This is a genomic window from Pseudomonas sp. IT-P44, from assembly GCF_949768225.1.
Taxonomy (GTDB): domain Bacteria; phylum Pseudomonadota; class Gammaproteobacteria; order Pseudomonadales; family Pseudomonadaceae; genus Aquipseudomonas; species Aquipseudomonas migulae.
In genome coordinates this window covers 187,000-212,604 of the sequence record NZ_CATKQM010000068.1, presented here as the reverse complement: position 1 = coordinate 212,604, position 25,605 = coordinate 187,000, and the positions used below count along the sequence as shown (strand labels likewise).

The following is a 25,605-nucleotide window of genomic DNA, read 5'->3' as shown; positions in this document are numbered from 1 at the left end:
GTTTCAACGATAGCGACGCCACCGCCCCGAGCACCTCTGGATACCACCGCGGTGGCGACGGTACTCGGTCTGACGGCGGGAGCCACGTTGTTGGCCAGCGCCGAGCCGCTGACCCTGCAGGCCAGTTTTGTCCTGGCCAGAGGGTTGTCCAGAGCGCTGCTGGCAGACGCTCAAGGCTCGCGGATTTATCAGGTGGGCGATCCGTTGCCGGGCGGCAGCGTCCTGCGCCGCGTCGAGGCGAATCAGGCGGTGTTGTGGAACAAGGGGCGAGAAGAAGTGCTGACGCTGCAGACGTCTGCCACGCAGCTCTTGCGTCGATTCGACCCGCAAACCGAGGCTCCGGCCCCCGCGACTCCTGCGCATTTTCTACGCCCGCTCTCCGGGCCGTCAGAGTGATCAGCCCATGAATTGTTTCATCAGCGCGCAGGCGTTGCGCACCCTGCTTTTTCTCGCCGCGTTGACGCTGTCACTCTTTCACGGCGGGGTACGGGCCGAGGAAGAAAAATGGCAACTGGCGATGAACAATGCCGAGCTGCGCGACATCGTCGAGGAAATCTCCACCATTCTCGGGACCACGGTGGTGCTTGATCCCAGAGTCTCCGGGCGCATCACCGTCATGTCCCGTCAGGCCCTCGACCGCGAAGGTGTTCGCCGATTGTTTTATTCGGTGCTGGATGCCCACAACTTCACGGTCATCGACGAGGGTGACCGGATCCTGATTACGCCGGTCACCGAAGCGAAAACCCGCGCCGGCCAAGGCATTGCAAAAAACGCCACGGCTTCGCAATTCATCACCCGGGTCGTCGAACTGAACACCAGCAGCGCTTCCGACATCGCCGGCCTGGTTCGGCCGCTGGTGTCGGCCAACGGCTATGTCGGTCCTTCGATGTCAGCCAATGCGCTGGTGGTCACCGATACTGCGGCCAATGTGAACCGTATCGCGCAGGTGGTCCGGCAACTGGATTCCGGGCAGAACAACCAGCATGCCGTGGTGCAAATGCAGCACGCACAGGCTGCTGATGTAGCGACTGTCATGGAGTCCTCGCTGGGCAAACGCAGCGCTGATACGGCGATCCAGGTGCTGGCCGACGCCAGAACCAATCGGCTGATTCTCATTGGTCCACCGTCGGTTCGCCAGCGCCTGATCGACCTCGCACGCCGTCTCGATACCCCCGCGACCGCCACCCTCGACAATGCGCGGGTGATTCGCCTGCGTCACAGCGATGCCAGGCAATTGGCCGAAGTCCTCGAAACGATGGGCCAGGGCCGAAAGCCGGCAACGGCCGTCGGTGGCGCCCGGGATAACTCACCCGGCACGACGTTCATGATCAAGGCCGACGAAAGCCAGAATGCGCTGGTGCTGATCGCCGAACCGGCGCAAATCCGCACCATCGAGGACATCGTGCGTCAGTTGGACCAGCCTCGGGCGCAGGTGCTGATCCATGCCGCCATCGTCGAGATTTCCGGGGACATCGCCGAGGCCGTGGGTGTTCAGTGGAGCGTCAGCGGCAGCGATGCAAAAGGCTTCATCAACTTCCCCGGCACCGACATTCCGATCATCGGCGGGCTGAACTTTGACGAGAAAAAATCCGCGCCGGAAGGGGCCGTCCTGCGATTGGGTAGTGACCGCTTCGGCGCGTTGGTTTCGGCGCTGGCCAGCAACACCCGCAGCAACCTGCTGTCCACGCCGAGCCTGCTGACCCTGGACAATCAGGAGGCAGAAATCATCGTCGGCCAAAACGTCCCGTTCAAGACCGGCTCCTACGCCACCAACAGCAACGGCGCGGAAAATCCGTTTACCACGGTCGAGCGCAAGGACGTGGGCATCAGCCTGAAGATCAAGCCGTACATCAACGAAGGTTCGACGTTGCGCCTGGAGGTCGCGCAGGAAGTGTCGGACATCGCGCCTTCGGTATCGGGCATCGATTCTTCGGACCTGATCACCAACAAACGTGCGCTCAAGAGCACGATCCTGGCGGACGATGGCGAAATCATCGTCATCGGCGGGCTGATCAGGGACAGCGTCCGCACCCAACAGAGCGGGGTGCCGTTGCTGCGCGACATTCCCTACCTCGGTGCGCTGTTTCGCTGGACCCGCGACACCCAGACCAAAAGTAACCTGATGGTGTTTTTGCGGCCGACCATCGTGCGCAGCAAGGAAGACCTGTCAGACGTCAGCCAGCAGCGTTACAACGCGCTGCGTGAATTGAGCAAGCCCGGCGCGCGAGGGAACAACTCCTTGCTGCTGCCGGCCGAGGCGCGTCAATTGTTCGACCCCGCGCCCGACGCCCCCGTGTTCGATTTGCGTAAATCAGCGGTGGAATCGCCATGAGCGAATTGCGTGAATCCCTCCAGCAATTGCCCTTCGGTTTCGCCCGGCGTTTCGGCGTATTGCTGGAGCACGACGGGCCGGGATCAAGTCTTGTGCTGAGCGCCAATACGCCACTCACGGCCCTGTCGGAAGCCCGTCGGGCAAGCGCTCGGGATCTGCCGATGCGGGTACTTGAGCCTGATGTGTTCGCCACACGTCTGGCCGTCGCTTATCGCGAAGGTCAGAGCGCGGCCGAGCAAGTTGCCCAAGGGCTGGACGAAGAGCTGGACCTGCTCAGCCTGGTCGATCAAGTCCCGCAAACCGCTGACCTGCTGGAGCAGCAGGGCGACGCGCCGATCATTCGGTTGATCAACGCACTGCTCAGCGAAGCGGTGCGCGAACACGCGTCGGACGTGCACCTGGAAACTTTCGAGCAGTACCTGTCGGTACGCATGCGTGTCGACGGGCAATTGCGCGAAATGCTCAGGCCCCGACGCGAACTGGCCACCTTGCTGGTGTCGCGGATCAAGGTCATGGCACGCCTGGACATTGCTGAAAAACGGGTCCCGCAGGATGGTCGAATGGCCCTGCGACTGGCCGGGCACGAAGTCGATGTGCGGGTCTCCACGCTGCCTTCGGCCCACGGCGAACGGGTGGTGCTGCGCCTGCTCGACAAGCAGGCCGGGCGCCTGGAATTGCCGCGACTCGGTATGCCTGCCGATACCCTCGCCGCGTTGCGCCAGTTGCTCGCAAAACCTCACGGCATTCTGCTGGTGACCGGGCCCACCGGTTCCGGCAAGACCACCAGTCTGTACGCCGCGCTGAGCAGCCTGAACGATCAGACACGCAACATCCTCACGGTCGAAGACCCCATCGAATATCACCTGCCGGGTGTGGGGCAGATGCCGGTCAATCCGAAAGTGGACATGACGTTTGCCCGCGGCTTGCGGGCGATTTTGCGTCAGGATCCGGACGTGGTGATGGTCGGCGAAATCCGTGATCGCGAGACGGCGGAAATCGCCGTCCAGGCATCGCTGACCGGGCACCTGGTGCTCTCGACGTTGCACACCAACAGTGCCGTCGGTGCAGTGACGCGGCTGGTGGACATGGGCGTCGATGCCTACCTGCTGGCATCGTCGCTGGTGGGCATTCTGGCCCAGCGTTTACTGCGCACGTTGTGTCCCCATTGCAAGACGGCGTACAGCGCCGATGAGGCCACGTGCGAGCGCCTCGGGCTCGATTCGGCAGCGCCACCGCAACTGTTCAGGGCCGTGGGATGTGACCAGTGTCAGCACGGTTATCGCGGGCGGATCGGGATCTACGAGCTGATCAGCGTGACGCCCGCCGTCTCGGTTCTGATTCATCAAGGTGCGAGTGAGCAGGCGTTGATAGAAGAGACGCGCAAGGTCTCCCGCAGCCTGTTTCAGGACGGTCGCCAGCGGGTGCTGGAGGGCGTGACCAGCCTCGACGAATTACTGCGCGTGACGCAGGAGGACTAGCGAGTGCCGACGTTCGATTATCGCGCTGACGACGCCCAGGGCCGACGCTGCAGAGGCCGACTGGAGGCAGACGGCCCGCGTCATGCCCGGCAACTGATGCGTGAACGCGGCTTGTGGCCGCGTGAGTTGAGCGAGGTCAGGGCAGGTGGCGACACGGGGGCGCAGCCTCGCAGTGGACGTCTGAGCGCGGCGGATCTGGCGCTGTTGACCTTGCAGCTGTCCACCCTCGTACAGGCGGGGCTGCCTCTGGAGGAAGCCCTCGAAGCGGTGACGAAGCAGAGCGCAAAGCGCAAGGTTGCCGGTCTGTTGTCGGCGGTCAGGAGTCGGGTGATGGAAGGTCATGCCCTGTCGACGGCGCTGGCTCAATTTCCCAAGGCGTTCCCCGAATTGTTCCGTGCCACCGTCGCGGCTGGCGAACGTTCCGGTCACTTGGGGCATGTGCTGGAACAACTGGCCGCTTACACCCAGGCCCGCCAGGCGTCGCGGCAGAAAATCCAGATGGCCCTGGTGTACCCGTTGATCCTGATGTTGGCCAGCGTCGCGATTGTTGGTTTTCTGCTTGGCTACGTGGTGCCCGACGTGGTGAAGATCTTCGTCGACAGTGGCCAGCCGTTGCCCTGGCTGACACAGGCACTGATCGCCCTCAGCAATGGGCTGCGCAATCACTTTCTGTTGTTGATGGGCGTGCTGGCGACGTTGCTCGGCCTCTGGCGCTGGAGCCTGCGCCAGCCGGTCTGGCGCCTGCGCTGGCATCGTCTCGCGTTGAAACTGCCGGTCATGGGCGAGGTGTTGCGGGCGATGGAAGCCGCACGGTTCGCCAGCACGCTGGCAATCCTCGGCAAAAGTGCAGTGCCATTGGTGGACGCGCTAGAGATCGCGGCGGCCGTCATCGGCAACCTGACCATCCGCAGCCGCATGGCCGATGTCGCGCGCTCGGTCCGTGAAGGTGGAACGCTGACCCGCGGCCTGGAACTGAGCGGCGACATCCCGCCGATGATGCTGCACATGATCGCCAGCGGCGAACGCGCCGGTGAGCTCGATCGCATGCTGGTGCGGGCTGCCGAGCAGCAGGAAAGCAGTCTGGCGGCGCGTATCGCACTGGTCGTGAGCCTTTTTGAACCGGCCATGCTGGTGCTGATGGGCGGCGTGGTGCTGCTGATCGTCATGGCCATCCTCCTACCGATTCTCAGCCTCAACCAATTGGTGAATTGACCCATGAATGCAGCACAGAGAAACAGTCCTCGCGCTCAACGCGGTTTTACCCTGATCGAAATCATGGTGGTGGTCGTCATCATCGGCGTGCTGGGGGCCATTGTGGTGCCGCAGTTCATGAGCCGTCCCGACCAGGCCAAAGTCACCGCCAGCAAAATTGATCTCCAGGCCATCGCCACGGCCCTCGAAATGTATCGCCTCGACAACTTCAACTACCCCTCGACGCAACAGGGGCTGGAAGCCTTGAACAAACCACCTTCCGGCCTGCCGGCGGCGAGGAACTGGAACTCTCAGGGTTATCTGAAAAGCCTGCCGGTCGATCCGTGGAACACGCCCTATCAGTACCTCAATCCCGGTGTGCATTCGGTGGACGGCAGCTATGACTTGTACTCCCTCGGTTCCGATGGCGTGAAGGGTGGCGAAGGGCATGCGGCCGATATCGGCAACTGGGGCGACTGAATCATGCGCCAGCGTTGTCGGGGATTCACCTTGCTCGAACTGATGATCGTGATCGTTTTGATCGGCGTGCTGTTGGGCATGGTGAGCTTCGCCACCGGGTCGAATCCGGCGCGTCAGGCCCGGCAGGAAGCGCACGGGATCGTGGGCGTGATTCAACAGTTGCGCGAACGCGCAGTGCTCGATGGCCAGGAGTTCGGCCTGCGGCTGAGTGTCGAGGGTTATCGGGTGATGAGGCTCGATGTTCAGGGCTGGGAACCGATGGCGGCTTTTTATCGATGGCCCGAAAACGTGCGGCTACAGCTTGAGCAGGACGGTCATCCGGTAACCCTTGGCGCCGACGATGGACCTCCTCAGTTGCTGATGTTCAGCAACGATGAAACCAGCGTCTTTACGCTGTCGTTTGGCAGCGACAAAAAGACGTGGCTCAGCCTGTCCAGCGATGGCCTTGGCCAGGTGGTGATCGATGGCTAGCCGGCCGTTTGCTTCACGCATGCGTGGCTTCACCTTGCTGGAAATCATGGTGGCCCTGGCGATCTTTTCGACGCTGGCGGCCGCCGTGCTGTCGGCGAGCCAATACGTGGTCAGGCAAACCGGCGCGGTCGAGGAACGGCTCTTCGCCGCGTGGCTGGCAGACAACCATCTGAATGAACTGCGCCTGCAAACCGGATGGCCCCTCGACCAGCAACAACGGATCGTGTCGATGGATCGCCGCGACTGGTTGCTGCGCCAGCGCATCAGCGTTTCGCCTGATCCGCGCCTGCTCAAGGTCGATGTTGACGTCAGCCTTTCCGGGCGTGAGCAAACCGTACACCGCGCCAGTGGCTGGATACCTCATCGTGATGAATAAGCAGAGCGGTTTCACCTTGCTGGAACTGGTCATCGCCATGGCGATCTTCGCGTTGCTGGGCCTGGCCAGTTGGGGGCTGTTCGATGGCGTGGTGCGCGTGCAACGAGGGACGACGGCGCATGAGCGTGAGTTCCGAAGCCTGCAACGGGCGGTGGCGGTGATCGAACGGGATGTGCTGCACGCCACCGATCAACCTGTCGTGCTCCAGCAATCGGTGTTGCAGTTGCAGCGCAGCCATTGGCGCAACCCTTTGGACCAGCCGCGCAGCGAGCGCCAGTTGCTGACCTATCGACTCGATAACGGCACGCTGTGGCGTGAAAGTCAGGGGGAGGGGGTGCCGATCGTGCAGCGGCAAAAACTGCTGGGCGATGTTCGAGACTTGAGTTGGCGGGTGTTTGACGCACAGTCCGGTTGGAGCAGCGATTGGCCATCCGGGCGGGGCGTGAAGCGGCCGATGGCGGTGGAAGTGCAATTCTCTACGGGCCGTTTCGAGGCGATTCGTCGGGTATTGCTGTTGCCCGGCGCGTTGCCATGAGGAGGCATCAACGCGGCATCGCGTTGATCAGCGTGTTGCTGGTCATGAGTCTGGCGTTGTTGATCACCAGCGGCTTGCTGCGCAGCCATCGCCTGTCGCTGCACAGCAGCGGCCAGGCCCTGCAGCACATTCAAATGCGCCAACTCGCCGTTGCGGGGGAAAGCTGGGCGCTTTTGCGCTTGCGGGACGCGGCGCAGGGCTCGCAAAAAACCGTCGACCTGACCCAGGACTGGGCGCGGATGACTCCCGACTTCGACGTCGAAGACGCGCAGATCCGAGTTGATATCGAAGACCTCGCCGGGCGCTTCAATCTCAACTCATTGTTGACTCAGGGGCAGATCGACCAAGTCACCCTCAACCGCTGGGCGCGCTTGCTCGACGTGCTGAATCTTCCACCGTTGCAACTTGCTCAGGTGGGAGCGTTCCGAGAACTGAGCCAACTGCGCCTGCTGCCGGGGGTTGATGCTCATGTGCTGCGTCAACTTGAGCCTTGGGTGGCGATGTTGCCCGGCCACGCAACGCTGAACGTCAACACGGTCCCGGCGTTGGTGCTGAGGACGCTCGATGACGTGGACGCGACCACGGCTGCGGCGCTGGTTCGTCAGGCTTCGACGACGGGATGGGCCAGCGTACAGGCCTTTACGCAAGACCCGCTGCTCTCCGGTGCAGGCCTGAGCAGTCATGGACTTGGCACCGGCAGCCGCTGGTTCCGCATCACGGTGCAGGTCACTCAGGGACAGCGCCGATTGCGGCTGGCCACGGAGGTCGAACGCGACGCCGACACGCACCAATTCAACGTTCTGCAACGACGCCTTCTTCCTTCGACTGCCCACGAGATGCCGCGATGAATACCTGGCTTTACCTGACAGCCGAGGGCCTGGGCGAACCGTCGGCAGACTGGCCTTGCTGCGTCTGGTCCTCGACTCGGCAACGCCAACTCATGCCCTTGAATCAAGCGGCGCAGCTGCTGAACGGGCAGGCGGTGGACCTGCTGTTGCCCATGGAATTGTGCAGCTGGGTGCGCAGCGATCCGTGGCCTTCCAAGCGCCAGCCCGGCGTGCAAGCCGTCGCGTTTGCCGTGGAAGATCAATTGAGCGAGGCGTTGGAAAAGCTGCACCTGAGCATCGGCGCTCGCGATCAGGAAGGGCGTTATCCGGTCATGGTGATCGACCGCCAGCGGTTTGCCGCGATGCTCGCGTTACTGGCCGAAGAGGGCGTCGAGGTGCGTTCGGTGTTCGTCGATGCCGATGTCTTGCCCCTGGATCAGGCGCTCGGTGTTTGGTGGTTCGGTCGATGTCTGGTCGGCGGAGGGCTGCCGGCCCGCCTGGCGTTGACGGACGACGGGTTGACGTTGCTGGGACCGGCCTTGCCCGCAGGGATTCAATGGGTCGACGAGCGTCAGGGCGCCACCGATGTCGATCAATACCTGGTCCACCGTCCCGCGCAGGGCATCAATCTGCTGCAAGGCGAATTCGCCCTGCGCAACAAACGTCTGCCCTGGCGCCTCGGCGGTTTGACGATCCTGACGTTGCTGTTGCTGACCTGGGGCGCCAGCGCTGCGCGAATCCATTTTCTGGAAAGTGAAACACGCAGGCTCTACAGCCAGAACGAGCAACGGTTCAAGGCGCTTTACCCCGAGCAGAGCCGCATCGTCGATCTGGCAACGCAGCTCAACGCACTACAACAGCAGACCGCCGAGCCGCAGCGTACGCGCGTCGCCGAGCTGGTGACGCTGGTCGAGCAGGTGATCGGCGCAAGCAATGTCGAGGTCCGGCGTATTGAGTTTCGTGCCGGCGATGGCTGGAAAATCCAGCTGAGCGCCAACAGCTTTGCCGAGCTGGAACAACTGCGCGAACGCGGGCGACAACAAAGCGTGCCGCTGCGGCTCGACAGTGCGAGCAAAGAGCGCGACCGCGTACAGGCGACCCTGACAGTGGAGGACCGAACATGAAAGCGGCCTGGCAACGGCTGTCCCTTCGCGAGCAACGACTGTTGCTGGCCATGGGCGCATTTTTATTGGCTGTCGTGGCGTTCAGCCTGTTCTGGCAACCGACACGCCAACGCCTGGAAACCATGGAACGCCAGCACCAACAGCAACTGGCCGTGTCTGCGCAACTGCAACGGGCACAACCGCGAAGCACCCCGCCCGTCGTCAGCCATCAGTCGTTGTCGTTGCGTGTCAGCGAAAGCGCCACAGCGGCGGGGCTTGAGATCCATCAGATGGACACCGACAACGACGTGTTGCGCCTGACCCTCAGCGGCGATGCGCAGGCGTTGTTGCAATGGCTGGACCGCACCGAACGTGACGGCGTCGCCTTGCAATCGCTGACCCTGGAAAAGCGTGACGCGGTGCTTGAGGCGCGGGTGGTGCTCAGGTAGTCGAACCATTCCCCGGCAGCAGCGGCAGGCGGGCCAGTTTCAACGCAACCAGCAACGCCACCACCAGCAGCGCCCCGATGAACACACCAATCCCGTTCCACCCGCCGAGGTGCCAGAACACACCGCCCGCCGTACCGGCGATGCTCGACCCGGCGTAGTAACTGAACAAGTACAACGACGATGCCTGACCCTTGGCCTTCGTGGCGCGGCGGCCGATCCAGCTGCTGGCCACCGAGTGCGCGCCGAAGAAACCGAAGGTGAAAATCAGCATGCCGATGATCACCACGGGCAGCGGCGTGAGCATGGTCAGGGCGAGGCCGGCGAGCATCAGCACGATGGTCGACCAGAGCATTTTGCGGCGTCCGAGTTTGTCGGCCAGCGAACCGATTTTCGCCGAGCTGTAGATGCCCGACAGGTACACCACCGACAGCAGCCCGACAAAGGCCTGGTCCATGTGGTACGGCTCGGCCAGCAGGCGATAGCCGATGTAGTTGAAGAGCGTGACGAACGCGCCCATCAGCACAAACGCTTCTAGGAACAACAGCGGCAAACCGGCGTCGCGAAAATGCATGGTGAAACCGTCGAGCAGGCTGCGCGGGTGCAGCGAACGGGCGCGGAAGTTGCGCGATTCGGGAAGAATTTTCCAGAACACCGCCGCCGCGATCAGCGCCAGGCCGCCGATCACCAGCATCGCCGTGTGCCAGCTGACGAAGTCGATCAACACCCCGGTAATCAAGCGCCCGCACATCCCGCCAATCGCGTTGCCACCGATGTACAGGCCCATCGCCAGGCCGATGTGTTGCGGGTGGATCTCTTCGCTCAGGTAGGTCATCGCGACCGCCGCCAGGCCGCTCAACGACAACCCGATCAACGCACGCATCACCAGCACGCCGTGCCAGCTCGGCATCATGGAACTGGCGATGGTGCACAGCGCCGCGGCAAACAGCGCCGCCACCATCACCGGTTTGCGCCCGACCCGGTCGGAGATCGGCCCGGTGATCAGCAGGCCGATAGCGAGCATGGCCGTGGCCACCGACAGAATCAGGCTGCTCTGCGCCGCGTTGATCGAATATTCGTGGGACAGCAGCGGCATCATCGGTTGCACGCAATACAGCAGCGCGAAGGTCGCAAAGCCGCCGGAGAACAGCGCCAGTACCGTGCGCATGAACATCGGCGTGCCCTTTTCGATGTAGATCTCCTTCAGTTCAGAGACGGCATCGTCCAGCGCGGCGGGCGGAACTTCATGGGCGAGTGGGGCGACAGCAGTTTTCACTTCAGACCTCGGGGGAGCGCAGCCGGTCAGGCAATGAAAAAAGCATATAGCTGCCTAATGATTCAATCCAATATATTGTTCGACCTGTTTGAGAGGTTTTACGACCTAATGGAGTTTTCATGGAATTGCGTCACCTGCGCTACTTCATTGCTGTCGCCGAAGAACTGCACTTCGGCCGCGCCGCTCAGGTGCTGGGCATCTCGCAACCGCCGCTGAGCCAGCAGATTCAGGCGCTGGAACAGGAAGTCGGTGCGCGATTGTTCGAGCGTACCAATCGTCGGGTCGAGCTCAGTGAGGCCGGGCGATTGTTTCTGGAAGAAGCTCGATTGGTGCTGGCGCAGGTCGACAAGGCGGCGGATGTGGCGCGGCGGGCGCAGCTCGGTGAGTTGGGCGAACTCAAAATCGGTTTCACCTCGTCGGCACCGTTCAACTCGACCATTCCCCAGGCGATTTTTTCATTCCGCCAGCGGTTCCCGGCGGTGCACCTGAACCTGCGGGAAATGAGCAGCACCCAGGTGGCCGAAGCGCTGGTGGACGAGTCGATCGAAGTCGGAATCATGCGGCCGTTGGGTTTGGCGGATTCGCTCAGCGTGGTGGAGTTGATGCGCGAGCCGCTGGTGGCCGTGCTCAGTTCCAAGCATCCGCTGGTGCAGGACAGTGAAGAGGGAATATTCCTGTCAGCTCTGGCCCTGGAACCGTTCGTATTTTTCCCACGCAGTTACGGCAGTGGTCTGTACGCACAATTGCTCAGCCTGGCGCGGGATGCCGGTTTCAGCCCGCACTTCGCGCAAGAGGCGGGTGAGGCGATGACCATTATCGGGTTGGTGGCGGCGGGGCTCGGCGTGTCGGTGCTGCCGGCGTCTTATCAGCGGATGCGGATTGATGGCGTTGTGTACCGACCTCTGCTCGACCCTGCAGCGGTTTCGGCGGTGTGGCTGGTACAGCGCAAGGATCAGAAATCCCCCATGGCCAAGGCGTTTGTGGACCTGCTGACGCGTAAGGTCGAACCCCTCAAGTCATGAACGACACAAACCTGTAGGAGCCGGCTTGCTGGCGATCGCGGATTGTCAGTTGGCATTGATGTTGACTGATCCACCGCTATCGCCAGCAAGCCGGCTCCTACAAGGGATTGCGTTACGACCAGCGCTTGAAGATCAGCGAGGTGTTGACGCCGCCAAACGCGAAGTTGTTGTTCATCACATACTGATTACTCATCTGCCGAAACTCGCCGCGCAGGTAATCGAGCTTGCCGCAGTGCGCATCGACCTCATCGAGGTTGAAGGTGTGCGCGTACAAATCGCGGTTCATCATTTCGATGCTGAACCAGGATTCCAGTGCTCCGCAGGCGCCGAGGGTGTGGCCGAGGAAGCTCTTCTGTGAACTGATCGGCATGTGTTCGCCGAACAGGCTGCTGGTTGCCAGTGTTTCAGCGATGTCGCCCTGTTCGGTCGCGGTGCCGTGACCGTTGACGTAGCCGATGTCCGATGGCTGCAAACCGGCGTCTTCCAGGGCCAGCTCCATCGCGCGGCGCATGGTGGCCTGCTCTGGACGGGTGGTGTGCTGGCCGTCGGCGTTGCTGCCGAAGCCGACGAGTTCGGCGTGAATGTGTGCGCCGCGTGCCAGCGCGTGTTCGAGCTCTTCCAACACCAGCATGCCGCCGCCTTCACCGATCACCAGGCCATCGCGAGCGCTGTCGTAAGGGCGTGGTGACGTCTGCGGCGCGTCGTTTTTCAGGCTGGTGGCGTAGAGCGCGTCGAAGACCATGGCTTCGGTGGGGCACAGCTCTTCGGCACCGCCGGCGAGCATCAAGGGCAAGCGGCCGAACTTGATCGATTCGTAGGCGTAACCGATGCCCTGACTGCCGCTGGTGCAAGCACTGGAAGTCGGGATCAATCGGCCGGTGAGGCCGAAGAAGATGCTGATGTTGGCCGCCGTGGTGTGCGGCATCATGCGCACGTAGGAGTTGGCGTTCAGGCCTTCGGCCACCGAGTTGAGCAGCATGTTGCCAAATGCCTTGATTTCGTCGGTGCTGCCGGTGGAAGAGCCGCAGGCGACGCCCATGCGCCCGTCCTTGATCGATGGGTCACCGAGCAAACCGGCATCGGCTAATGCTTGTTCTGCCGCGCCGACGGCCAGGCGCGAGACGCGGCCCATGCTGCGCAGTTGTTTGCGAGTCCAGTGGCTCGGCACTTTGAAATCATCAATGGGACCTGCCAGGCGCGTGTTGAGCTCGGTGAAACGGTCCCACTCGTCCATGCGGCGGATGCCGCTGCGGTTGGCTGCGAAGTTGCCGGCGATGGTTTCCCAGTCGCTGCCCAGTGAGGTGATGCCGGCCATGCCGGTGACGACGACGCGCTTCATCAGCACAGGCCTCCGTTGACGGCCAGAACCTGCCGGGTGATGTACGACGCTTCCGCCGACATCAGGAAATTCACCGCGCCGGCCACCTCTTGCGGGGTGCCCATGCGCTGTGCGGGAATCATTTTCATCAGTTCTTCCACTGGCACGTTTTCGTTGAGCATGGCGGTATCGATCAGGCCGGGTGCGACGCAATTGACGGTGATTTTGCGCTTGCCCAGTTCAATCGCCAACGCTTTTGCCGCGCCGATCAAACCGGCCTTGGAGGCACTGTAATTGACCTGCCCGCGATTGCCGATCAAACCGGAAACCGAAGTGATGCAGACAATTCGCCCGGCGGCGCGACGACGGATCATCGGCATCATCACCGGGTGCAGCACGTTGTAGAAACCGTCGAGGTTGGTGCGCATCACCACATCCCAATCATCCTCGCTCAGCGCCGGAAAAGCACCGTCACGCGTCAGGCCGGCGTTGAGCACCACGCCGTAATAGGCGCCATGGCTTTCCACGTCGGCTTCGAGAATGGCTTTGCAACTGGCGCGGTCGGACACGTCGAATTGCAGGATGCGTGCGTTGCGGCCCAAGGCTTCGATTTCGGCCTTCACCCCTTCGGCGTCAACCAGGCCGCTGCGGCAATGCAGCACGATGTCATGCCCGGCCTGAGCCAGACGCAACGCGATAGCGCGGCCGATGCCACGGCTGGAACCGGTGACCAGTACGGATTCAGTCATGCCTGCGTTCCTTGTGAAAAGCCTTGTGGAGTTTCATGAAGATATTGAGCGGCCTGAGGCGGGCGAAACACGTTCAGACGGGCGGTAGCGTGAATGCCGGGGGCGTTGATGTGGCATTCGAACACGCCCATGCCGTTGTCGTCTTCCAGCGAACGCAGCCCATGGATAGTCAGCTCGGTACCGGCGGGAAAGTGGTCGACATTGCATTCGAATTTGCGGGTGCCGAGCAGGAAGCCCAGCTCCACCGCATCGCCTCGCTGGCGCGCATGGCAGCCGGCGAAGGCGGCGACACTCTGGGCCATCAGTTCGATGCCGACCCACGCCGGCAGGCTGCCGTCGGGACGGTTGAACAGGCCATCGGGCTTGACGGTGAGGCGGGTGTGGATCTGCTCGTCATCGAACGCGAGGATCTGATCGATGAGGATCATGTCGCCAGCGTGCGGCAGCAGTTCGGCGAGCGGCCAGTCAATCATGGGGCGTCTCCGATAATCAGGCTGACGTTATTGCCACCGAAGGCAAAGGAATTGCTCATCAGGTAGCGAGGTGCAATGGACGCCAGGCGATCGGCCGGGGTCACCCAATTCAGGGCTGGCAGTTGCGGGTCAGGCTGGCCGTCCCAGACATGTGGCGGCAACGTATGTGTTTGATTGTCAGCGCTCAGGCTCAGCCAGCAGAACGCCGCTTCCAGCGCGCCGGCCGCGCCGAGGGTATGACCGGTCATCGGTTTGGTCGAAGAACACGGCACGCCGGCCGGGAACAAGGCCGACACCGCGAGGCTTTCCATGGCGTCATTGTGTTGCGTGGCGGTGCCGTGCAGGTTCAGGTAGCCGATCTGTTCGGGTTGCAGGTTCGCGCGGCCCAGGGCTTTGCGCATCGCTTGCAGGGCGCCACGGCCGGTCGGTTCCGGCGCGGAAATGTGGTGCGCATCTGAGCTGGCGCCACTGCCGAGCAGTGCAATCGATGGTTTATCGCCAGCCACTTTGGTCATCAGGAACAGCACCGCCGCTTCACCGATGTTGATGCCGTTGCGGTTGACCGAAAACGGGTTGCAACGTTGTTCGGACACCGCCTCCAGCGCCGAGAAGCCGTTGAGGGTCAATTTGCACAAACTGTCGACGCCGCCGCACAACACCGCGTCGCACAGGCCCAGATCCAACAGGCGCTGGGCACTCATCAGCGCCCGGGCGCTGGAGGTGCAGGCGGTGGAAATCACATAGGCCGGGCCGCTGAGTTGCAGCCAGTCGGCAAGGAAATTCGCCGGTGCGCCGAGTTCCTGTTGCTGATAGTCGTAATAGTCCGGGAACTGATGTTCGCGGATGTAATGGGCCAGGCCGCGGCTGGCTTCATCTATGCCGGACGTGCTGGTGCCGAGGATCACGCCGATGCGGTCGCGGCCGTAGGTCTGGATCGCTTGATCAATGTCGTCGCGGATTTGCAGCGCCGCTTCCAGCAACAACTGATTGTTGCGGGTGCTTTGCTTCACCAGTTCCGCCGGGATCGGCGCCAGATCACCGCGCACTGCGGCCACCGGCAACGAACGTTCCGGCACCCAGCCAGACTCGATGCGCATGCCGGAGCAATCGCCGGCAAACAGGTTGCGCGCGACTTCGTGCTTGTCGCGGCCCAGGGCGCAGATCACCCCGAGGGCGTTGAGGTAGGCGGTCATGGTGTCTCACCGGACAGGGGCGTGACTTGGTACGTCGGACCTTTGGGCAGGTTCAATTCAAAGCTCATCGGTTGTGAATAACGGACTTCCCAGTACTCGGGCAGGGAGCGTTGTGCGCCATGCTGCCAGGCCGTTGGGTAGTTGCCGCGCAATTCATCCTTGGGCGTCAGCGCAAACACCAACGCCGCGAACAGCTCACGGGCTTCCGGGTTGGGCGGCAACAGGCCGTCTGCTTGCCATTGACCGTCGATCAGTTTTTGACGCGCCTGTGGAATGCCCAGCAGGTCCATCATCGACCAGCGAATGCCCGGGCCTTCACGCGCAATCACCAGTACCCAGTCCTGACGCTGGCCGTCCGCCAGACGCTGGATGTGCAATTGCTGCGGCAACGGCAGACTCGGGGTTTGCTCGGGCAGCGGTGCCTTGCTGGCGCAGGCGCTGATCAGCAGGACCGCGCCAATGAGCAAAAATCTCAACACCGCCGCATACCCTGTGGGAGTGAGCCTGCTCGCGATGGCGGCCATACAGTCGACATTTATGCTGACTGACACACCGCTATCGCGAGCAGGCTCGCTCCCACAGGGTGTGCCGTTTAAGCCAATGACAGTGAACATCACACAGCACCTTCAAAGGGTTTGCGCGCCACCACATTGACCAGGGTTTCTTCCCGTTGGCCGAAGGGTTTTGGCTGGCGCAGACCCCAGCGTTCAAGCAGGCCGAAATCCTTGGCGCGACTCCACCACAAGTAAGGATATGACACGTTGTGCGGGCCAAATTCGAAACCCTGGCGACGAATCATTTCAAGGTACCCGGCGGCGCTCTTCTGCACGTGCATCGGATGGCGGAACAACCAGCGGATCACCCAGGTATCAATGTAAGCCTCGGTGGATTCGGCGAACAGCAGATAACCACCGGGCTTGAGCACACGGTAGAACTCGGCGAGCGCTTTGTCCTGTTCCACCAGATGATGGAAGGTCTGGTGGCAGAACAGCAGGTCGACACTGGCATCCGGCACGGCCAGCGTGGCGCAGTCGCTGCCGATCAACTCCACGTCCATGCCCTGACGGGTGGCTTCTGCGCCGCTCAGGTCGAGGCTGTGCGGGTCGGCGTCCACGCCGATCAGGCGCTGCGGGGCAAAGGTCTGGCGCAGGTACTGGAACGACTTGCCCTGGCCGCAACCGGCATCCAGCAACACCGGATGGGCGGGCAACGGTTCGCTGAACAGGCTGCGCAGGTCATTGATCGCCACGCGCAGTACATGGTGCTGCCAGGTGTGGCTGCGCAGGAACCAGAACCCGAAGCGCGTCTCCTCGACGTAGTTGTCGCTCAAATAGCTCATGTGGCATCCCTTGCACAGAGTTCCGACAGCATCCGCAGCCGGCGTTTCGGTTCGGCGACGAACGGATTGCGTTCATCCCAGGCATAACCGGCGAGGATCGAACTGATCATGCGGCGGATGTCCGGCGAGCTGTCCGGATGGAAAATCACGTCCTGGAACGTCCCGGCATACCAGCCTTCAACGTAGCAGCGGAAAGTGTCGACGCCACGCTTGAGCGGTGTGGCGAACTCGGTTTGCCAGTCGACACATTCACCTTGCAGTTGGCGATGCAGAACACCGGCGGCCATGCTCGCCGAACGCATGGCGATGGTCACGCCGGAGGAGAACACCGGGTCAAGAAACTCCGCCGCATTGCCCAGCAGCGCAAAGCCTGGTCCGTGCAAGGTTTTGACGTTGGCCGAATAGCCGCCGATGGTGCGCGCCGGTGTATCCCACGCGGCGTTGTTCAACACGCTGGAGAGGCTTGGCGTTTCGGCAATGAAACCGCGCAGGCAATCGTCCAGATTCTCGGAGCGACCGGCGAAATGCTCCGCCGCCGCGACCACGCCCACCGAGCAACGGCCGTTGCTGAACGGGATGGTCCAGAACCAGACATCGCGTTTGGTTGGATGCGTGGTAACGAGGATTTTCGTGCGGTCGAAACCCGGGTGGTCGATGTGGTCTTCGACGTGGGTGAATACCGCCTGGCGCACCGGGAAATTCGAGGGTGCCTCAAGGTCGAGCAGGCGCGGCAGGACGCGGCCGTAGCCGCTGGCATCGAGCATGAAATCAGCCTCGACGCGGTACTCGCTGCCGTCCTCGCGCTGCACGCCGAGCAGCGGTTTTTCCCGCTCGATATCGACGCTGACGATCGCTTCGCCATAGCGGATTTCCGCGCCTTGCAGCGCGGCTTGATCGGCCAGCAGTTTGTCGAAATCGGCGCGCTGGACTTGAAACGTGGTCGGCTTGCCGTTGCTGAAGGTGTCGCCGAAATCGAAGGCGCTGTACTGCTCGCCCCAGGCGAACGCAGCACCGGTTTTCAGCTGGAAACCAGCCGCATTGACCGCTTCGAGCATGCCGGCTTCTTCGACGAAATCCAGGCAGTGCGACAGCAGGCTTTCGCCGATGGAGAACCGTGGGAAATGCTGGCGTTCGATCACTAACACATCGTGGCCCTTGCGCTTGAGCAGCGCGGCGGCGATGGCGCCCGAAGGGCCGGCGCCGATGATCACTACCTGACGACGTTCCATTTCAACGATTGGCATGGGGGCTCCTTGCCGGGACGGCAGCTTTCAAAGGGATTCGGTGCATGCCGGCCAATGCCGGCAGCAATGTCGCGATAAGACCCATCAGCATCAGCGCAAAGTACAGCGGCGGGCTGATGAGCTGTTGTTGCAGCAGCAGGTTGAGAAAGACGATCTCGCTCAAGCCGCGAATATTGAGCAGCACACTTTCGCGCCAGCGGCTGGCGCCCGCAAACGAAGCGCCGGCCCAGCCAAGTCCCAGCCAGTTGCCCAGCAGTTTGCTGGCAATCGGGAACAGCAGCAGCGCAGCCAGTTGCGCCCAGCTCAGGCTGTCCATGGCGCTGTGGACGTTGATCTGCACGATGCCAAACGTCAGGATCAACGGGATCGCGATCCAGGTCTGCAGGCGATTCATCCACGCCGCCGGCATTGGCAGCACCAGCGGCACCTTCAGCGCGGCCATGCACAACAAATAACCGATGCCGACAATCAGCGCATTGAGCTTGTAGTGCTCGGCCACCACCAGCAACCCGAAGAAACAGCCGCTGTAGAGCCGTGGCTGGCGCAAGCCGAGTACCCGCAGCAGCACGGGCACGCATGCGCAGGCCAAGGGCAGCAGCAAACTGCTCAGGTGCAGGCTGCCTTGGGCGATGGCGAACACGGTCCAGCACGTGAGGTCGATGAGGATCGCGGTTTGTACCAGGCGCCGGGTCGCGGCGACCGGGTAATCGATATGCCGAAGGTACAGGTACAACACCGGAATCGCGGTAATGGCGAACAGCAGCCCGACCGCCAAAGAGCTGATCCACGGTTGTGGCGGCAGCAGCCAGATCGCTGTCGCGAGCCCGCCGGCGAACGGAATGCAGAAACTCGGCAGGGCGATTTTCAGGCTCTGGCGGTCCAGGCGCAGGTCGATCACGTCGCTGAGGATGTAGCCCAGCAACAGTGCGAAACTCAGGCTGTAGAGGTTTTTCAGCCAGATCGGAGCGACCAGCGTTGCGCCGCACAAGTGCCATTGAGGTTCGATCCAGAAGTACATCAGCAGCGGCAAACCGACGGTGGCCAGCAACAACTGGCTGACGATCGGGATCAAACCGAAGTGGCGCCCTACACGCGTGGCCACGGCGAACAGCGCCAGGGCCATTGCCCAGAACAACACGACCATCACGCTGCAGACTCCGCGACCGTGGCCGCTTGCACGTGCCGTCCGGCCCACGGCGCGAGGATGAAGCTGAACGCTAGGCCGAGGCTCACCGACAACCCGAAGTTGCTCACCGCCGGGGTGCTGGACACGGCCAGCAATCCGAACGACAGCCACGTGGTCAACGCCGCCAGGAGGGTGCCCAACAGGCTGACGGCGGCACCGCCGACCTGTTCGCGCATGAGGATCGCGTAATCGACGCTGATCGCCGTCACCAGCAGCAGGCCGAACAGGCTGAACAACGTCAGCGGCTGTCCGAGCCAGCCGAGACTGGCGAGGCTGCACAGCGCCGCCAGCAACGGCAGGGCGACGATGCGCAACGCGCCGCCAAGGCCGAACGGCAGGATCAGCACCAGCACGATCAGCACGCAGGAGGCGAGTTTCAGTTCCGCAGCGCTGATCTGGGTTTTGGCGAACACGTTATTCAATTCGCCCAGACGATCCACCAGTTCCACCCCCGGCAAATCCAGCGCTTGCACCCGCAGCAGTGCAGGGTTGTTCAGGCCTTGCAGGCTGACCATCGCCGCCACGCCGTCCTCGGTCGGGCCCAGCCATAGCGTGCGATAGGGTTCGGCCAGCGGACCAGTCAGTGCGCTGTCGATGTCTTCGACCGGCAGGGCCTGCAACTTCGCCAATTCGGTTTTCAGAGCTTCGACCGGCACGCCGACGTCGAGCAACGGTTGCCAGAACCCCGGCAACTTGTTCAGCGCTTCGCGCACTTGCCGTTGCTCGCTGGGCTGGCTGACCAGTTGGTTCAGCGACAGATAGCCTTGAAGTTTGTTCAGATTGACCAACTGATCCAGACGCTCGCTCAACGCGGTTTGGCGTTCGAGCAATGCTTGTTGATTGGCCGCTCGCACCAGGAAGAACTGGCTGGTGGGTTGGTAGCCGGTGATGCGCGCAATGGTCTGGGCTTCGTCGGTCAATTGCTGCGGTGCGCCGACCCATTGGCGAATATCGTTTTTGGTATCGAGCTGCAACAGACCGCCCACGCAGAAGGCAATCAGCAGCACCAGCAGCACGGGCGTACGGGCGATTTTCAACAGCCTTTCGCGCAGTGCCAGCAAATACTCGGCGACGCGCAATGGCCATTGCGCCGGGCGCAAATCCGAACCCTTGAGCAGCGCAGGCAACAGGCACACCGCCGACAGGTAGGCGCCGAGCAGCCCGGCGGCGGAGAATACGGCGATCTGGGTCAGGGCCGGGAACGGGGTCCAGGCCAGCGCGAGGTAACCGATGCAACTGGTGATCAGGCTCAGCGTCAGCCCCGGCAAGGTCAGGCGCAACGCCGGCCAGCTGTGCCAGGGTTTCAGGCTCCAGCTCTTGGACAAATAGTGCAGCGGGTAATCGACTGCGACGCCGATCAGGCTGGAGCCGAGCACCAGCGTCATCACATGCATATGGCCGAACAGCGCCACGCACGCCACCGCGCCAAACAGCATGCCCACCAGCACCGGGACGAACGCCAGCAATACGCGCAAACGGCGGAAGGCCAGCAACAACAGCAACAGAATGCCGACAGTGGCACCGCCGCCGACCCAGGTTATCTCGCGTGAGGCTTGCCGCTGCCCGTTGGCCGCGTAGAGCAAGCCGCTGGCGGCCAGCAGTTGCACGTCAGCCTGGGCCGCATCTTCACGGCTGTGTTTGAGCAGATCGGCCACTTGCAGCGGCAGGTTCATGTCGAAAGCATTGCCGGTGGTGCGCGCCCGCAGTAACACCCAGCTCTTGCCATCGGCATCGGCGACCAGTGCGCCGCTGCCGATGTCCAGTTGCACCGAACCGTGTTGCGGCTGGCTGTTCTGGATGCGCCCGGTCAGGCCCAGCCAGTCATCCTGGCTCGCCACCAGGCTGAAACCGGTGAATGGGTCGAACAATGCCTGCACCCGTTGCTGGATGAACGCGTCGGGATGCTCAATCAGTTGCTGGCGATCCGCTGCCGAGAGCATCGCCAACCTGCCTTGCAGCAGTTGCGTGCGCAGCGCCGGCAAGTCGGCTTGCAGGGTCCACTGGACCTTTTCGAACAAACCGCTGGCCTGCCATTGCTCGCCCAGTTTCTGCGCCATGGCGACGGCTTGCTGGCGATCGGTGTGACCGACCAGCACCAGCATTTCGCGGTTCAGCGGTTCTTGCATGCGTTGTTCGGCGCGCAGTTCCAGCGCGTCCGGCGCCGTGCCCGGCACCAGTTCCATCAGGTTGGCCGACAGCGGCGCACCGTCCCGCCATTGCCAACCGGCGAGCGCGAGCACCGCCAGCAGCAGGATCAGAAACAGCCGTGGAAGCGTGCGTTCACTCGGCAAAGTCATGTTGCTCCGCGTCGCTCAACGGTTGGGTGCTGGTGCTGTCCTGCATCCGCAGCAAGGTGCTGTCACCCTGGGTTTCAAGCAGTTCGATGGTGTTCACCAATTCGCCGCCGGTGATGTTGATCTGATTGAACACCTGCTTGAGCAGCAGCGAACGAGGGGTCAGCGTCAGTTTCCAGTTCTGCGCCTCACCGCTCAGCGACAGTTCGAAGTCCCGTTGCAGCCCGCTGCTGTCGCCTTGCAGCACGGCGAGGAACAAGCGGTTCTGCTCGGCGCCGGCACTCTTGCCGGGCAGCATTTGCCAGCCGCTGGCGTCACGTCGCGCAATGCCTTTGCCGGTGATGCGGTAATCCTGTTGCAGCGGCGTTTTCAGCAACCACAGCAGACCGTGGTTTTTCGCGAGAACGAAGGTGCCTTTGCTGGTCAGCGGCTGGGGCAGGGCGCGCAGGTGTTTTTCCTGGATGAAGTGGCCGTGGATCACGTCGGGTTTGGCCAGTTGATCGCTGAGCTGTTGCAGATCGAAGGAGTGGGCCATCGATGACAGGCCGAGCAGCGCCAAAGCGCCGAGGCATCTGAAAAACGGCTTCATGCGAGCATCCTTTCAACAGCGTCGGTGAAGATTTTGGGCGAGGCCAATTGCATCTCTCGGCTGCCCATGTCGACTGCAACCTGCACGGAGACGGCGCGGGTCAAGCGTTCGCCGGTTTCCAGGTCGCTGATCAGGTAGTTGATCTTCAGCCGGTTCTCCCACTCCACCAGATTGGCGCGCACGTTCAGCTTTTGGCCGAACACCGCACCACGCACATAGCGCAATTGCAGGTCGATCACCGGCCAGGCGTAACCCGACTCGGACATGGCCGTGTAGTTGTGGCCGATTTTATCCAGCAGCGCACAACGGGCGATTTCCAGGTATTTGATGTAATGGCCGTGCCAGACCACGTTCATGCTGTCGACGTCAAAGAACGGCACGAGGATTTCCGTATCGGTGTGAAGCACTCCCTTGCTACGCATGCAGCCTCCAGTGTTGCTCGGCAATCCGTTTCAGGCACAGGCGCAATTCACCTTCCAGCGCGCGGTCTTCGATGACCGGCGGGAAGTCCTTGGCCAGCTCTTCATGCATGGCAGCAAGGGCCGGTGGCAACGGGCGCGCGTCCTCGGCCTTGCTGCGCAGCCACACGCCCTGATTGGCGGCGAGTAGCGTGGCGGCGGCGACCTGTTCGGTCAGCTCCAGCACACGAATGGCATCGCGGGCAGCGATGGTGCCCATGCTCACCTTGTCCTGGTTGTGGCATTCGGTGGAACGTGAAAACACGCTGGCCGGCATGGTGTTTTTCAGCGCCTCGGCGGTCCAGGCGCTGGTGCCGATCTGCACGGCTTTGAAGCCGTGGTTGAGCATCGCTCGATCTGCCGTGGCGCCGGAAAGGTTGCTCGGCAAGCCATGGTTGTAACGCTCGTCCACCAGCAACGCGAGTTGACGGTCGAGCAGGTCGGCCACGTTGGCCACCAGGTTTTTCAGGCTGTCCATGGCGAACGCGATGTGGCCGCCGTAGAAATGCCCGCCGTGCAGCACGCGCTCGGCTTCGGCATCGATGATCGGGTTGTCGTTGGCGCTGTTGAGTTCGATCTCGATGAACGAACGCAGCCAGTTCAGGCTGTCGGCCAAGACGCCAAGTACGTGCGGCGCGCAGCGCAGGGAATAGCGGTCTTGCAGGCGATGCAGCGGCGCGGTCGGCGCGTCGATCGCCAGGTCCTTGCGCAGCCACGCGGCGACCTGCATTTGCCCCGGATGCGGTTTGGTGGCGAACAGGCGCTCGTCGAAGTGCTCGGGATTGCCTTGCAGCGCAACCACGTTCAGCGCGGTGATGCGCGTTGCCAGTTGCAGCAGGTAATCGGCGCGGGCATAGGCCAGGCAAGCGAGGCCGGTCATGACGGCGGTGCCGTTCATCAGCGCGAGGGCTTCTTTGGGGCGCAGCACCAGCGGCTCCCAACCGAGTTCGCGGTGCACATCGGCGGCCTGGCGGCGTTCGCCACGGAACATCACTTCGCGTTCGCCGGACAAGGTCGCGGCGACATAGGACAGCGGCGTCAGATCACCACTGGCGCCCACTGAACCTTCTTCCGGGATCAGCGGCAAAATGTCGTGTTCAAGGAATGCTTGCAGGCGTTCCAGCAGCTCGATGCGAACCCCCGACACGCCGTGGCACAGCGACTGCAAGCGTGCAGCCAGCACCGCGCGGGTGGCTTGGGCGTCGAGCAGTTTGCCCAGGCCGCAACCGTGGAACGTGTACAGATGACGCGGCAACGCTTCGACGTGATGCAGCGGCACCGCGACCACGCAGGAATCGCCGTAACCGGTGGTCACGCCATAAATCACGCCTTCCTTGTCCAACAGGGAATCGAGGAATCGTGCGCCCTTGGCGATGCGCTCGCGGTACGCAGGGTCAGCCTGCAACTGCGTCGGCACCTGACGGTTGGCCAGGGCCAGCACGTCTTCGATGCGCAAAGGGAGTTCGCCGAAGGTTACCGGCTCAAGCGTTGGCGTCGTCATCGGTCTTCCAGAAAGGGTAAAAGTTGAACCATTGTTGAGGTGCTTCGAGGCAATAGTGGCCCAGGCGCTCGGCGTAGCGGGTCGCCCACTGATGAATGACCTGCTCGCGGTCGCTGCGCTTCCAGGTGATCGCATCGGCGAACGGTTCGAGAGTCAGTCGATAATCGCCGTCGGGTTTTTTCAGGCACAGCATCAGGTTGACCGGGCATTTCAACAGGCCGGCCAACAACCACGGGCCCTGCGGAAATTTTGCCGGATGGCCAAGGAAATCCACGGTCACGCTGCGACCGCCGTGCAACGGCACGCGATCACCGGCAATCGCCAGCCATTCGCCGCGCTCCAGGCGCTCGTGCAGTTGCAGCATGATCACCGGGTCCAGTTCGCTGACCTGAATCAGCCGCAGATTGGTGGCCCCGGCTTCGCCCAGCAAACGGTTGAACTGCTCGGCGTGCTTGGTGTGCACCAGCACGTTCATCGTGACCTTTTCGCCGATCTCCGCCAGCGCGCGGCAGACTTCGAGATTGCCCAGGTGTGCGCCCACCAGCAGTTGCCCGCGGCTGCCACGCAACTGATTGCGCAGCAACGCCGGGTCGACGATTTCGATCTGCTCGATGCTCAGCTTGCCGTTCCACACGTCGAGTTTGTCGAGCATCGAATCAGCGAAGGCCATGAACTGACCGAATACCCGCCAATGGGTCGGGCGCAATTCAGTGCGAGCGCTCCAGTCGGCGAGGCGTTGCTGGTATTGCCAGGCACTGCGGCGGGCGCTGCGGCCGAACAGGAAAAAGTACAGAACGATGCCGTACAACAGCGGGCTCAACAGTCGGCGGCCAAGGACTTTGGCGCCGAACGCAGTGAGCTTCATCAGCCAGAAACTGCCGCGCTCCTCGCGGTCGGCCCAATGCTTTTTGTCGACGTTGCTGCTCATGCTCGCCACCGCCGCCAGAGGATCACCGGCGCCCGCAGCAACATGCCGAAGAACAACCGGGTGTGCATGCTCGAAATCAGCACATTGTCGTGGAACATGCGGAAATGCGAGACGCCGTCCAGCGGGTAATGCACCTTGGTGGGCAGCCACTGCATCGGCTGATTGCGCCAGGACAGGCGCACCAGAATGTCCGAGTCGAAGTCCATGCGCTTGCCGACTTTGGCCGATTCGATCACGGCGAGGGTCGGTGACAATGGATAGACGCGGAAACCGCACATGGAATCGCGAATCTGCAACGACAAGGTGTTGATCCACACCATCACGTGCGTCAGGTAGCGGGCGTACAACCGACCTTTCGGCACACTGGCGTCGTATTGCGGATAGCCGCAGATCACCTCGCGCGGATGGGTGCGTGAGTGCTCGATGAACGTCGCGACGTCTTGCAGGTCGTGCTGGCCGTCGGCGTCCACCTGCAAGGCGTGGCTGAAGCCCAGGCGTGAGGCTTCGCGCAGACCGGTCATGACCGCGCCACCCTTGCCCTGGTTGGCGGCGAGGCGGATCAGGTAGACCATCTCGCGCTCAGCCAGGCGATCGAGCACCTTTGCGCAGGCCGGGCTGCTGGCATCGTCCACCAGAATGCATGGCAGGCCGCAGGTAATCAGGGCGTCGACCACTGTGGTGATGGCGGTTTCGTGGTTGTAGACGGGCACGACGGCGCAGGGGTTATGCATGTTGGCGTACACCTGGGAGACCGCGTTGATTCCATCGCGAGCAGGCTCGCTCCCACACTAGATTC

At 62.5% G+C, this 25,605-nt stretch carries 27 protein-coding genes; 12 read left to right on the top strand and 15 right to left on the bottom strand.

Translation table 11 applies throughout. The annotated features are described in order from the left end of the window. The first annotated feature begins 51 nt into the window (after positions 1-51). From ACM6IO_RS26465 to gspM, 11 genes are read left to right on the top strand one after another with little or no spacing between them, the layout of a single operon-like run. Complete coding sequence (locus ACM6IO_RS26465; protein ID WP_414912521.1) at positions 52-396, top strand: hypothetical protein; 345 nt, start codon at positions 52-54, stop codon at positions 394-396. Positions 397-403: 7 nt separating this feature from the next. Continuing rightward, positions 404-2,332, top strand: a complete 1,929-nt coding sequence (gene gspD, locus ACM6IO_RS26460; RefSeq protein WP_414912520.1) for a type II secretion system secretin GspD — start codon at positions 404-406, stop codon at positions 2,330-2,332. After that, positions 2,329-3,810, top strand: a complete 1,482-nt coding sequence (gspE, locus tag ACM6IO_RS26455) for a type II secretion system ATPase GspE (RefSeq protein ID WP_414912519.1) — start codon at positions 2,329-2,331, stop codon at positions 3,808-3,810. Before gspD ends, gspE begins: the two co-directional genes overlap by 4 nt. A 3-nt stretch (positions 3,811-3,813) precedes the next feature. Then, complete coding sequence (gspF, locus tag ACM6IO_RS26450; RefSeq protein ID WP_414912518.1) at positions 3,814-5,022, top strand: type II secretion system inner membrane protein GspF; 1,209 nt, start codon at positions 3,814-3,816, stop codon at positions 5,020-5,022. A 3-nt stretch (positions 5,023-5,025) separates the two neighbouring features. Then, a complete protein-coding gene (gene gspG / locus ACM6IO_RS26445) occupies positions 5,026-5,481 on the top strand; it encodes a type II secretion system major pseudopilin GspG (protein ID WP_414912517.1) in 456 nt (151 codons plus the stop codon). A gap of 3 nt (positions 5,482-5,484) precedes the next feature. After that, positions 5,485-5,952 (top strand): type II secretion system minor pseudopilin GspH, encoded by a 468-nt coding sequence (gspH, locus tag ACM6IO_RS26440; protein WP_192226867.1) that lies wholly within the window; start codon positions 5,485-5,487, stop codon positions 5,950-5,952. Continuing rightward, positions 5,945-6,328: a type II secretion system minor pseudopilin GspI gene (gene gspI, locus ACM6IO_RS26435; protein WP_192226868.1), complete on the top strand. Its 384-nt coding sequence runs from the start codon at positions 5,945-5,947 to the stop codon at positions 6,326-6,328. The genes gspH and gspI overlap by 8 nt, the downstream gene beginning before the upstream one ends. Then, positions 6,321-6,863: a type II secretion system protein GspJ gene (locus ACM6IO_RS26430; protein ID WP_192226869.1), complete on the top strand. Its 543-nt coding sequence runs from the start codon at positions 6,321-6,323 to the stop codon at positions 6,861-6,863. The genes gspI and ACM6IO_RS26430 overlap by 8 nt, the downstream gene beginning before the upstream one ends. Continuing rightward, complete coding sequence (locus tag ACM6IO_RS26425) at positions 6,860-7,711, top strand: type II secretion system protein GspK (RefSeq protein ID WP_192226870.1); 852 nt, start codon at positions 6,860-6,862, stop codon at positions 7,709-7,711. Before ACM6IO_RS26430 ends, ACM6IO_RS26425 begins: the two co-directional genes overlap by 4 nt. Beyond that, positions 7,708-8,814, top strand: coding sequence for a type II secretion system protein GspL (gene gspL / locus ACM6IO_RS26420; protein ID WP_414912516.1), 1,107 nt, complete (start codon positions 7,708-7,710; stop codon positions 8,812-8,814). Before ACM6IO_RS26425 ends, gspL begins: the two co-directional genes overlap by 4 nt. Beyond that, the gene (gene gspM / locus ACM6IO_RS26415; RefSeq protein ID WP_414912515.1) at positions 8,811-9,242 is read left to right on the top strand and encodes a type II secretion system protein GspM; all 432 of its coding nucleotides are present in this window, start codon (positions 8,811-8,813) and stop codon (positions 9,240-9,242) included. The genes gspL and gspM overlap by 4 nt, the downstream gene beginning before the upstream one ends. On the opposite strand, the gene ACM6IO_RS26410 is transcribed toward gspM, so the two are convergent. Next, the gene (locus tag ACM6IO_RS26410; protein ID WP_225609813.1) at positions 9,235-10,467 is read right to left on the bottom strand and encodes an MFS transporter; all 1,233 of its coding nucleotides are present in this window, start codon (positions 10,465-10,467) and stop codon (positions 9,235-9,237) included. The genes gspM and ACM6IO_RS26410 overlap by 8 nt on opposite strands. Positions 10,468-10,634: 167 nt before the next feature. Between ACM6IO_RS26410 and ACM6IO_RS26405 the strand changes: the two genes are divergently transcribed. After that, positions 10,635-11,537 carry a LysR substrate-binding domain-containing protein gene (locus ACM6IO_RS26405; protein WP_414912514.1) on the top strand — a complete coding sequence of 301 codons (903 nt, stop codon included), beginning with the start codon at positions 10,635-10,637 and terminating at the stop codon, positions 11,535-11,537. Between the two features lie 112 nt (positions 11,538-11,649). On the opposite strand, the gene ACM6IO_RS26400 is transcribed toward ACM6IO_RS26405, so the two are convergent. The 14 genes from ACM6IO_RS26400 to ACM6IO_RS26335 form a co-directional block, all read right to left on the bottom strand. Further along, a complete protein-coding gene (locus tag ACM6IO_RS26400) occupies positions 11,650-12,876 on the bottom strand; it encodes a beta-ketoacyl-ACP synthase (protein ID WP_414912513.1) in 1,227 nt (408 codons plus the stop codon). Then, the gene (gene fabG, locus ACM6IO_RS26395; RefSeq protein WP_414912512.1) at positions 12,876-13,604 is read right to left on the bottom strand and encodes a 3-oxoacyl-ACP reductase FabG; all 729 of its coding nucleotides are present in this window, start codon (positions 13,602-13,604) and stop codon (positions 12,876-12,878) included. The genes ACM6IO_RS26400 and fabG overlap by 1 nt, the downstream gene beginning before the upstream one ends. Next, on the bottom strand, positions 13,601-14,077 hold the full coding sequence (locus ACM6IO_RS26390) for a hotdog family protein (RefSeq protein ID WP_226298446.1): 477 nt from the start codon (positions 14,075-14,077) through the stop codon (positions 13,601-13,603). Before ACM6IO_RS26390 ends, fabG begins: the two co-directional genes overlap by 4 nt. Further along, positions 14,074-15,270, bottom strand: a complete 1,197-nt coding sequence (locus ACM6IO_RS26385) for a beta-ketoacyl-[acyl-carrier-protein] synthase family protein (protein WP_223480703.1) — start codon at positions 15,268-15,270, stop codon at positions 14,074-14,076. Before ACM6IO_RS26385 ends, ACM6IO_RS26390 begins: the two co-directional genes overlap by 4 nt. Further along, positions 15,267-15,749 (bottom strand): hypothetical protein, encoded by a 483-nt coding sequence (locus ACM6IO_RS26380; protein ID WP_032828583.1) that lies wholly within the window; start codon positions 15,747-15,749, stop codon positions 15,267-15,269. Before ACM6IO_RS26380 ends, ACM6IO_RS26385 begins: the two co-directional genes overlap by 4 nt. 134 nt (positions 15,750-15,883) lie before the next feature. Then, a complete protein-coding gene (locus ACM6IO_RS26375; RefSeq protein WP_414912511.1) occupies positions 15,884-16,609 on the bottom strand; it encodes a class I SAM-dependent methyltransferase in 726 nt (241 codons plus the stop codon). Then, the gene (locus ACM6IO_RS26370) at positions 16,606-17,853 is read right to left on the bottom strand and encodes an NAD(P)/FAD-dependent oxidoreductase (RefSeq protein WP_414912510.1); all 1,248 of its coding nucleotides are present in this window, start codon (positions 17,851-17,853) and stop codon (positions 16,606-16,608) included. The genes ACM6IO_RS26375 and ACM6IO_RS26370 overlap by 4 nt, the downstream gene beginning before the upstream one ends. After that, positions 17,840-18,997: a sodium:proton antiporter gene (locus ACM6IO_RS26365; protein WP_414912526.1), complete on the bottom strand. Its 1,158-nt coding sequence runs from the start codon at positions 18,995-18,997 to the stop codon at positions 17,840-17,842. The genes ACM6IO_RS26370 and ACM6IO_RS26365 overlap by 14 nt, the downstream gene beginning before the upstream one ends. Beyond that, positions 18,997-21,336 (bottom strand): MMPL family transporter, encoded by a 2,340-nt coding sequence (locus ACM6IO_RS26360; protein WP_414912509.1) that lies wholly within the window; start codon positions 21,334-21,336, stop codon positions 18,997-18,999. The genes ACM6IO_RS26365 and ACM6IO_RS26360 overlap by 1 nt, the downstream gene beginning before the upstream one ends. Next, positions 21,320-21,922 carry an outer membrane lipoprotein carrier protein LolA gene (locus ACM6IO_RS26355; RefSeq protein ID WP_223450412.1) on the bottom strand — a complete coding sequence of 201 codons (603 nt, stop codon included), beginning with the start codon at positions 21,920-21,922 and terminating at the stop codon, positions 21,320-21,322. Before ACM6IO_RS26355 ends, ACM6IO_RS26360 begins: the two co-directional genes overlap by 17 nt. Beyond that, on the bottom strand, positions 21,919-22,344 hold the full coding sequence (locus ACM6IO_RS26350) for an acyl-CoA thioesterase (RefSeq protein ID WP_414912508.1): 426 nt from the start codon (positions 22,342-22,344) through the stop codon (positions 21,919-21,921). Before ACM6IO_RS26350 ends, ACM6IO_RS26355 begins: the two co-directional genes overlap by 4 nt. Then, positions 22,337-23,881 carry an HAL/PAL/TAL family ammonia-lyase gene (locus ACM6IO_RS26345; protein ID WP_008039899.1) on the bottom strand — a complete coding sequence of 515 codons (1,545 nt, stop codon included), beginning with the start codon at positions 23,879-23,881 and terminating at the stop codon, positions 22,337-22,339. Before ACM6IO_RS26345 ends, ACM6IO_RS26350 begins: the two co-directional genes overlap by 8 nt. Then, positions 23,862-24,809 (bottom strand): glycosyl transferase, encoded by a 948-nt coding sequence (locus ACM6IO_RS26340; protein ID WP_192226881.1) that lies wholly within the window; start codon positions 24,807-24,809, stop codon positions 23,862-23,864. The genes ACM6IO_RS26345 and ACM6IO_RS26340 overlap by 20 nt, the downstream gene beginning before the upstream one ends. Further along, positions 24,806-25,540 (bottom strand): glycosyltransferase family 2 protein, encoded by a 735-nt coding sequence (locus tag ACM6IO_RS26335; protein WP_008025129.1) that lies wholly within the window; start codon positions 25,538-25,540, stop codon positions 24,806-24,808. Before ACM6IO_RS26335 ends, ACM6IO_RS26340 begins: the two co-directional genes overlap by 4 nt. Positions 25,541-25,605 lie beyond the last annotated feature (65 nt).

What these genes read in the sequence shown, in the direction of transcription:
- gspD (WP_414912520.1), top strand. Translation starts at nt 404, where the DNA reads ATGAATTGTTTCATCAGCGCGCAGGCGTTGCGCACCCTGCTTTTTCTC.
- gspE (WP_414912519.1), top strand. Translation starts at nt 2,329, where the DNA reads ATGAGCGAATTGCGTGAATCCCTCCAGCAATTGCCCTTCGGTTTCGCC.
- gspG (WP_414912517.1), top strand. Translation starts at nt 5,026, where the DNA reads ATGAATGCAGCACAGAGAAACAGTCCTCGCGCTCAACGCGGTTTTACC.
- gspH (WP_192226867.1), top strand. Translation starts at nt 5,485, where the DNA reads ATGCGCCAGCGTTGTCGGGGATTCACCTTGCTCGAACTGATGATCGTG.
- gspI (WP_192226868.1), top strand. Translation starts at nt 5,945, where the DNA reads ATGGCTAGCCGGCCGTTTGCTTCACGCATGCGTGGCTTCACCTTGCTG.
- ACM6IO_RS26430 (WP_192226869.1), top strand. Translation starts at nt 6,321, where the DNA reads ATGAATAAGCAGAGCGGTTTCACCTTGCTGGAACTGGTCATCGCCATG.
- ACM6IO_RS26425 (WP_192226870.1), top strand. Translation starts at nt 6,860, where the DNA reads ATGAGGAGGCATCAACGCGGCATCGCGTTGATCAGCGTGTTGCTGGTC.
- gspL (WP_414912516.1), top strand. Translation starts at nt 7,708, where the DNA reads ATGAATACCTGGCTTTACCTGACAGCCGAGGGCCTGGGCGAACCGTCG.
- gspM (WP_414912515.1), top strand. Translation starts at nt 8,811, where the DNA reads ATGAAAGCGGCCTGGCAACGGCTGTCCCTTCGCGAGCAACGACTGTTG.
- ACM6IO_RS26405 (WP_414912514.1), top strand. Translation starts at nt 10,635, where the DNA reads ATGGAATTGCGTCACCTGCGCTACTTCATTGCTGTCGCCGAAGAACTG.
- ACM6IO_RS26400 (WP_414912513.1), bottom strand. Translation starts at nt 12,876, where the DNA reads ATGAAGCGCGTCGTCGTCACCGGCATGGCCGGCATCACCTCACTGGGC.
- fabG (WP_414912512.1), bottom strand. Translation starts at nt 13,604, where the DNA reads ATGACTGAATCCGTACTGGTCACCGGTTCCAGCCGTGGCATCGGCCGC.
- ACM6IO_RS26390 (WP_226298446.1), bottom strand. Translation starts at nt 14,077, where the DNA reads ATGATTGACTGGCCGCTCGCCGAACTGCTGCCGCACGCTGGCGACATG.
- ACM6IO_RS26385 (WP_223480703.1), bottom strand. Translation starts at nt 15,270, where the DNA reads ATGACCGCCTACCTCAACGCCCTCGGGGTGATCTGCGCCCTGGGCCGC.
- ACM6IO_RS26375 (WP_414912511.1), bottom strand. Translation starts at nt 16,609, where the DNA reads ATGAGCTATTTGAGCGACAACTACGTCGAGGAGACGCGCTTCGGGTTC.
- ACM6IO_RS26370 (WP_414912510.1), bottom strand. Translation starts at nt 17,853, where the DNA reads ATGCCAATCGTTGAAATGGAACGTCGTCAGGTAGTGATCATCGGCGCC.
- ACM6IO_RS26365 (WP_414912526.1), bottom strand. Translation starts at nt 18,997, where the DNA reads ATGGTCGTGTTGTTCTGGGCAATGGCCCTGGCGCTGTTCGCCGTGGCC.
- ACM6IO_RS26360 (WP_414912509.1), bottom strand. Translation starts at nt 21,336, where the DNA reads ATGACTTTGCCGAGTGAACGCACGCTTCCACGGCTGTTTCTGATCCTG.
- ACM6IO_RS26355 (WP_223450412.1), bottom strand. Translation starts at nt 21,922, where the DNA reads ATGAAGCCGTTTTTCAGATGCCTCGGCGCTTTGGCGCTGCTCGGCCTG.
- ACM6IO_RS26350 (WP_414912508.1), bottom strand. Translation starts at nt 22,344, where the DNA reads ATGCGTAGCAAGGGAGTGCTTCACACCGATACGGAAATCCTCGTGCCG.
- ACM6IO_RS26345 (WP_008039899.1), bottom strand. Translation starts at nt 23,881, where the DNA reads ATGACGACGCCAACGCTTGAGCCGGTAACCTTCGGCGAACTCCCTTTG.
- ACM6IO_RS26340 (WP_192226881.1), bottom strand. Translation starts at nt 24,809, where the DNA reads ATGAGCAGCAACGTCGACAAAAAGCATTGGGCCGACCGCGAGGAGCGC.
- ACM6IO_RS26335 (WP_008025129.1), bottom strand. Translation starts at nt 25,540, where the DNA reads ATGCATAACCCCTGCGCCGTCGTGCCCGTCTACAACCACGAAACCGCC.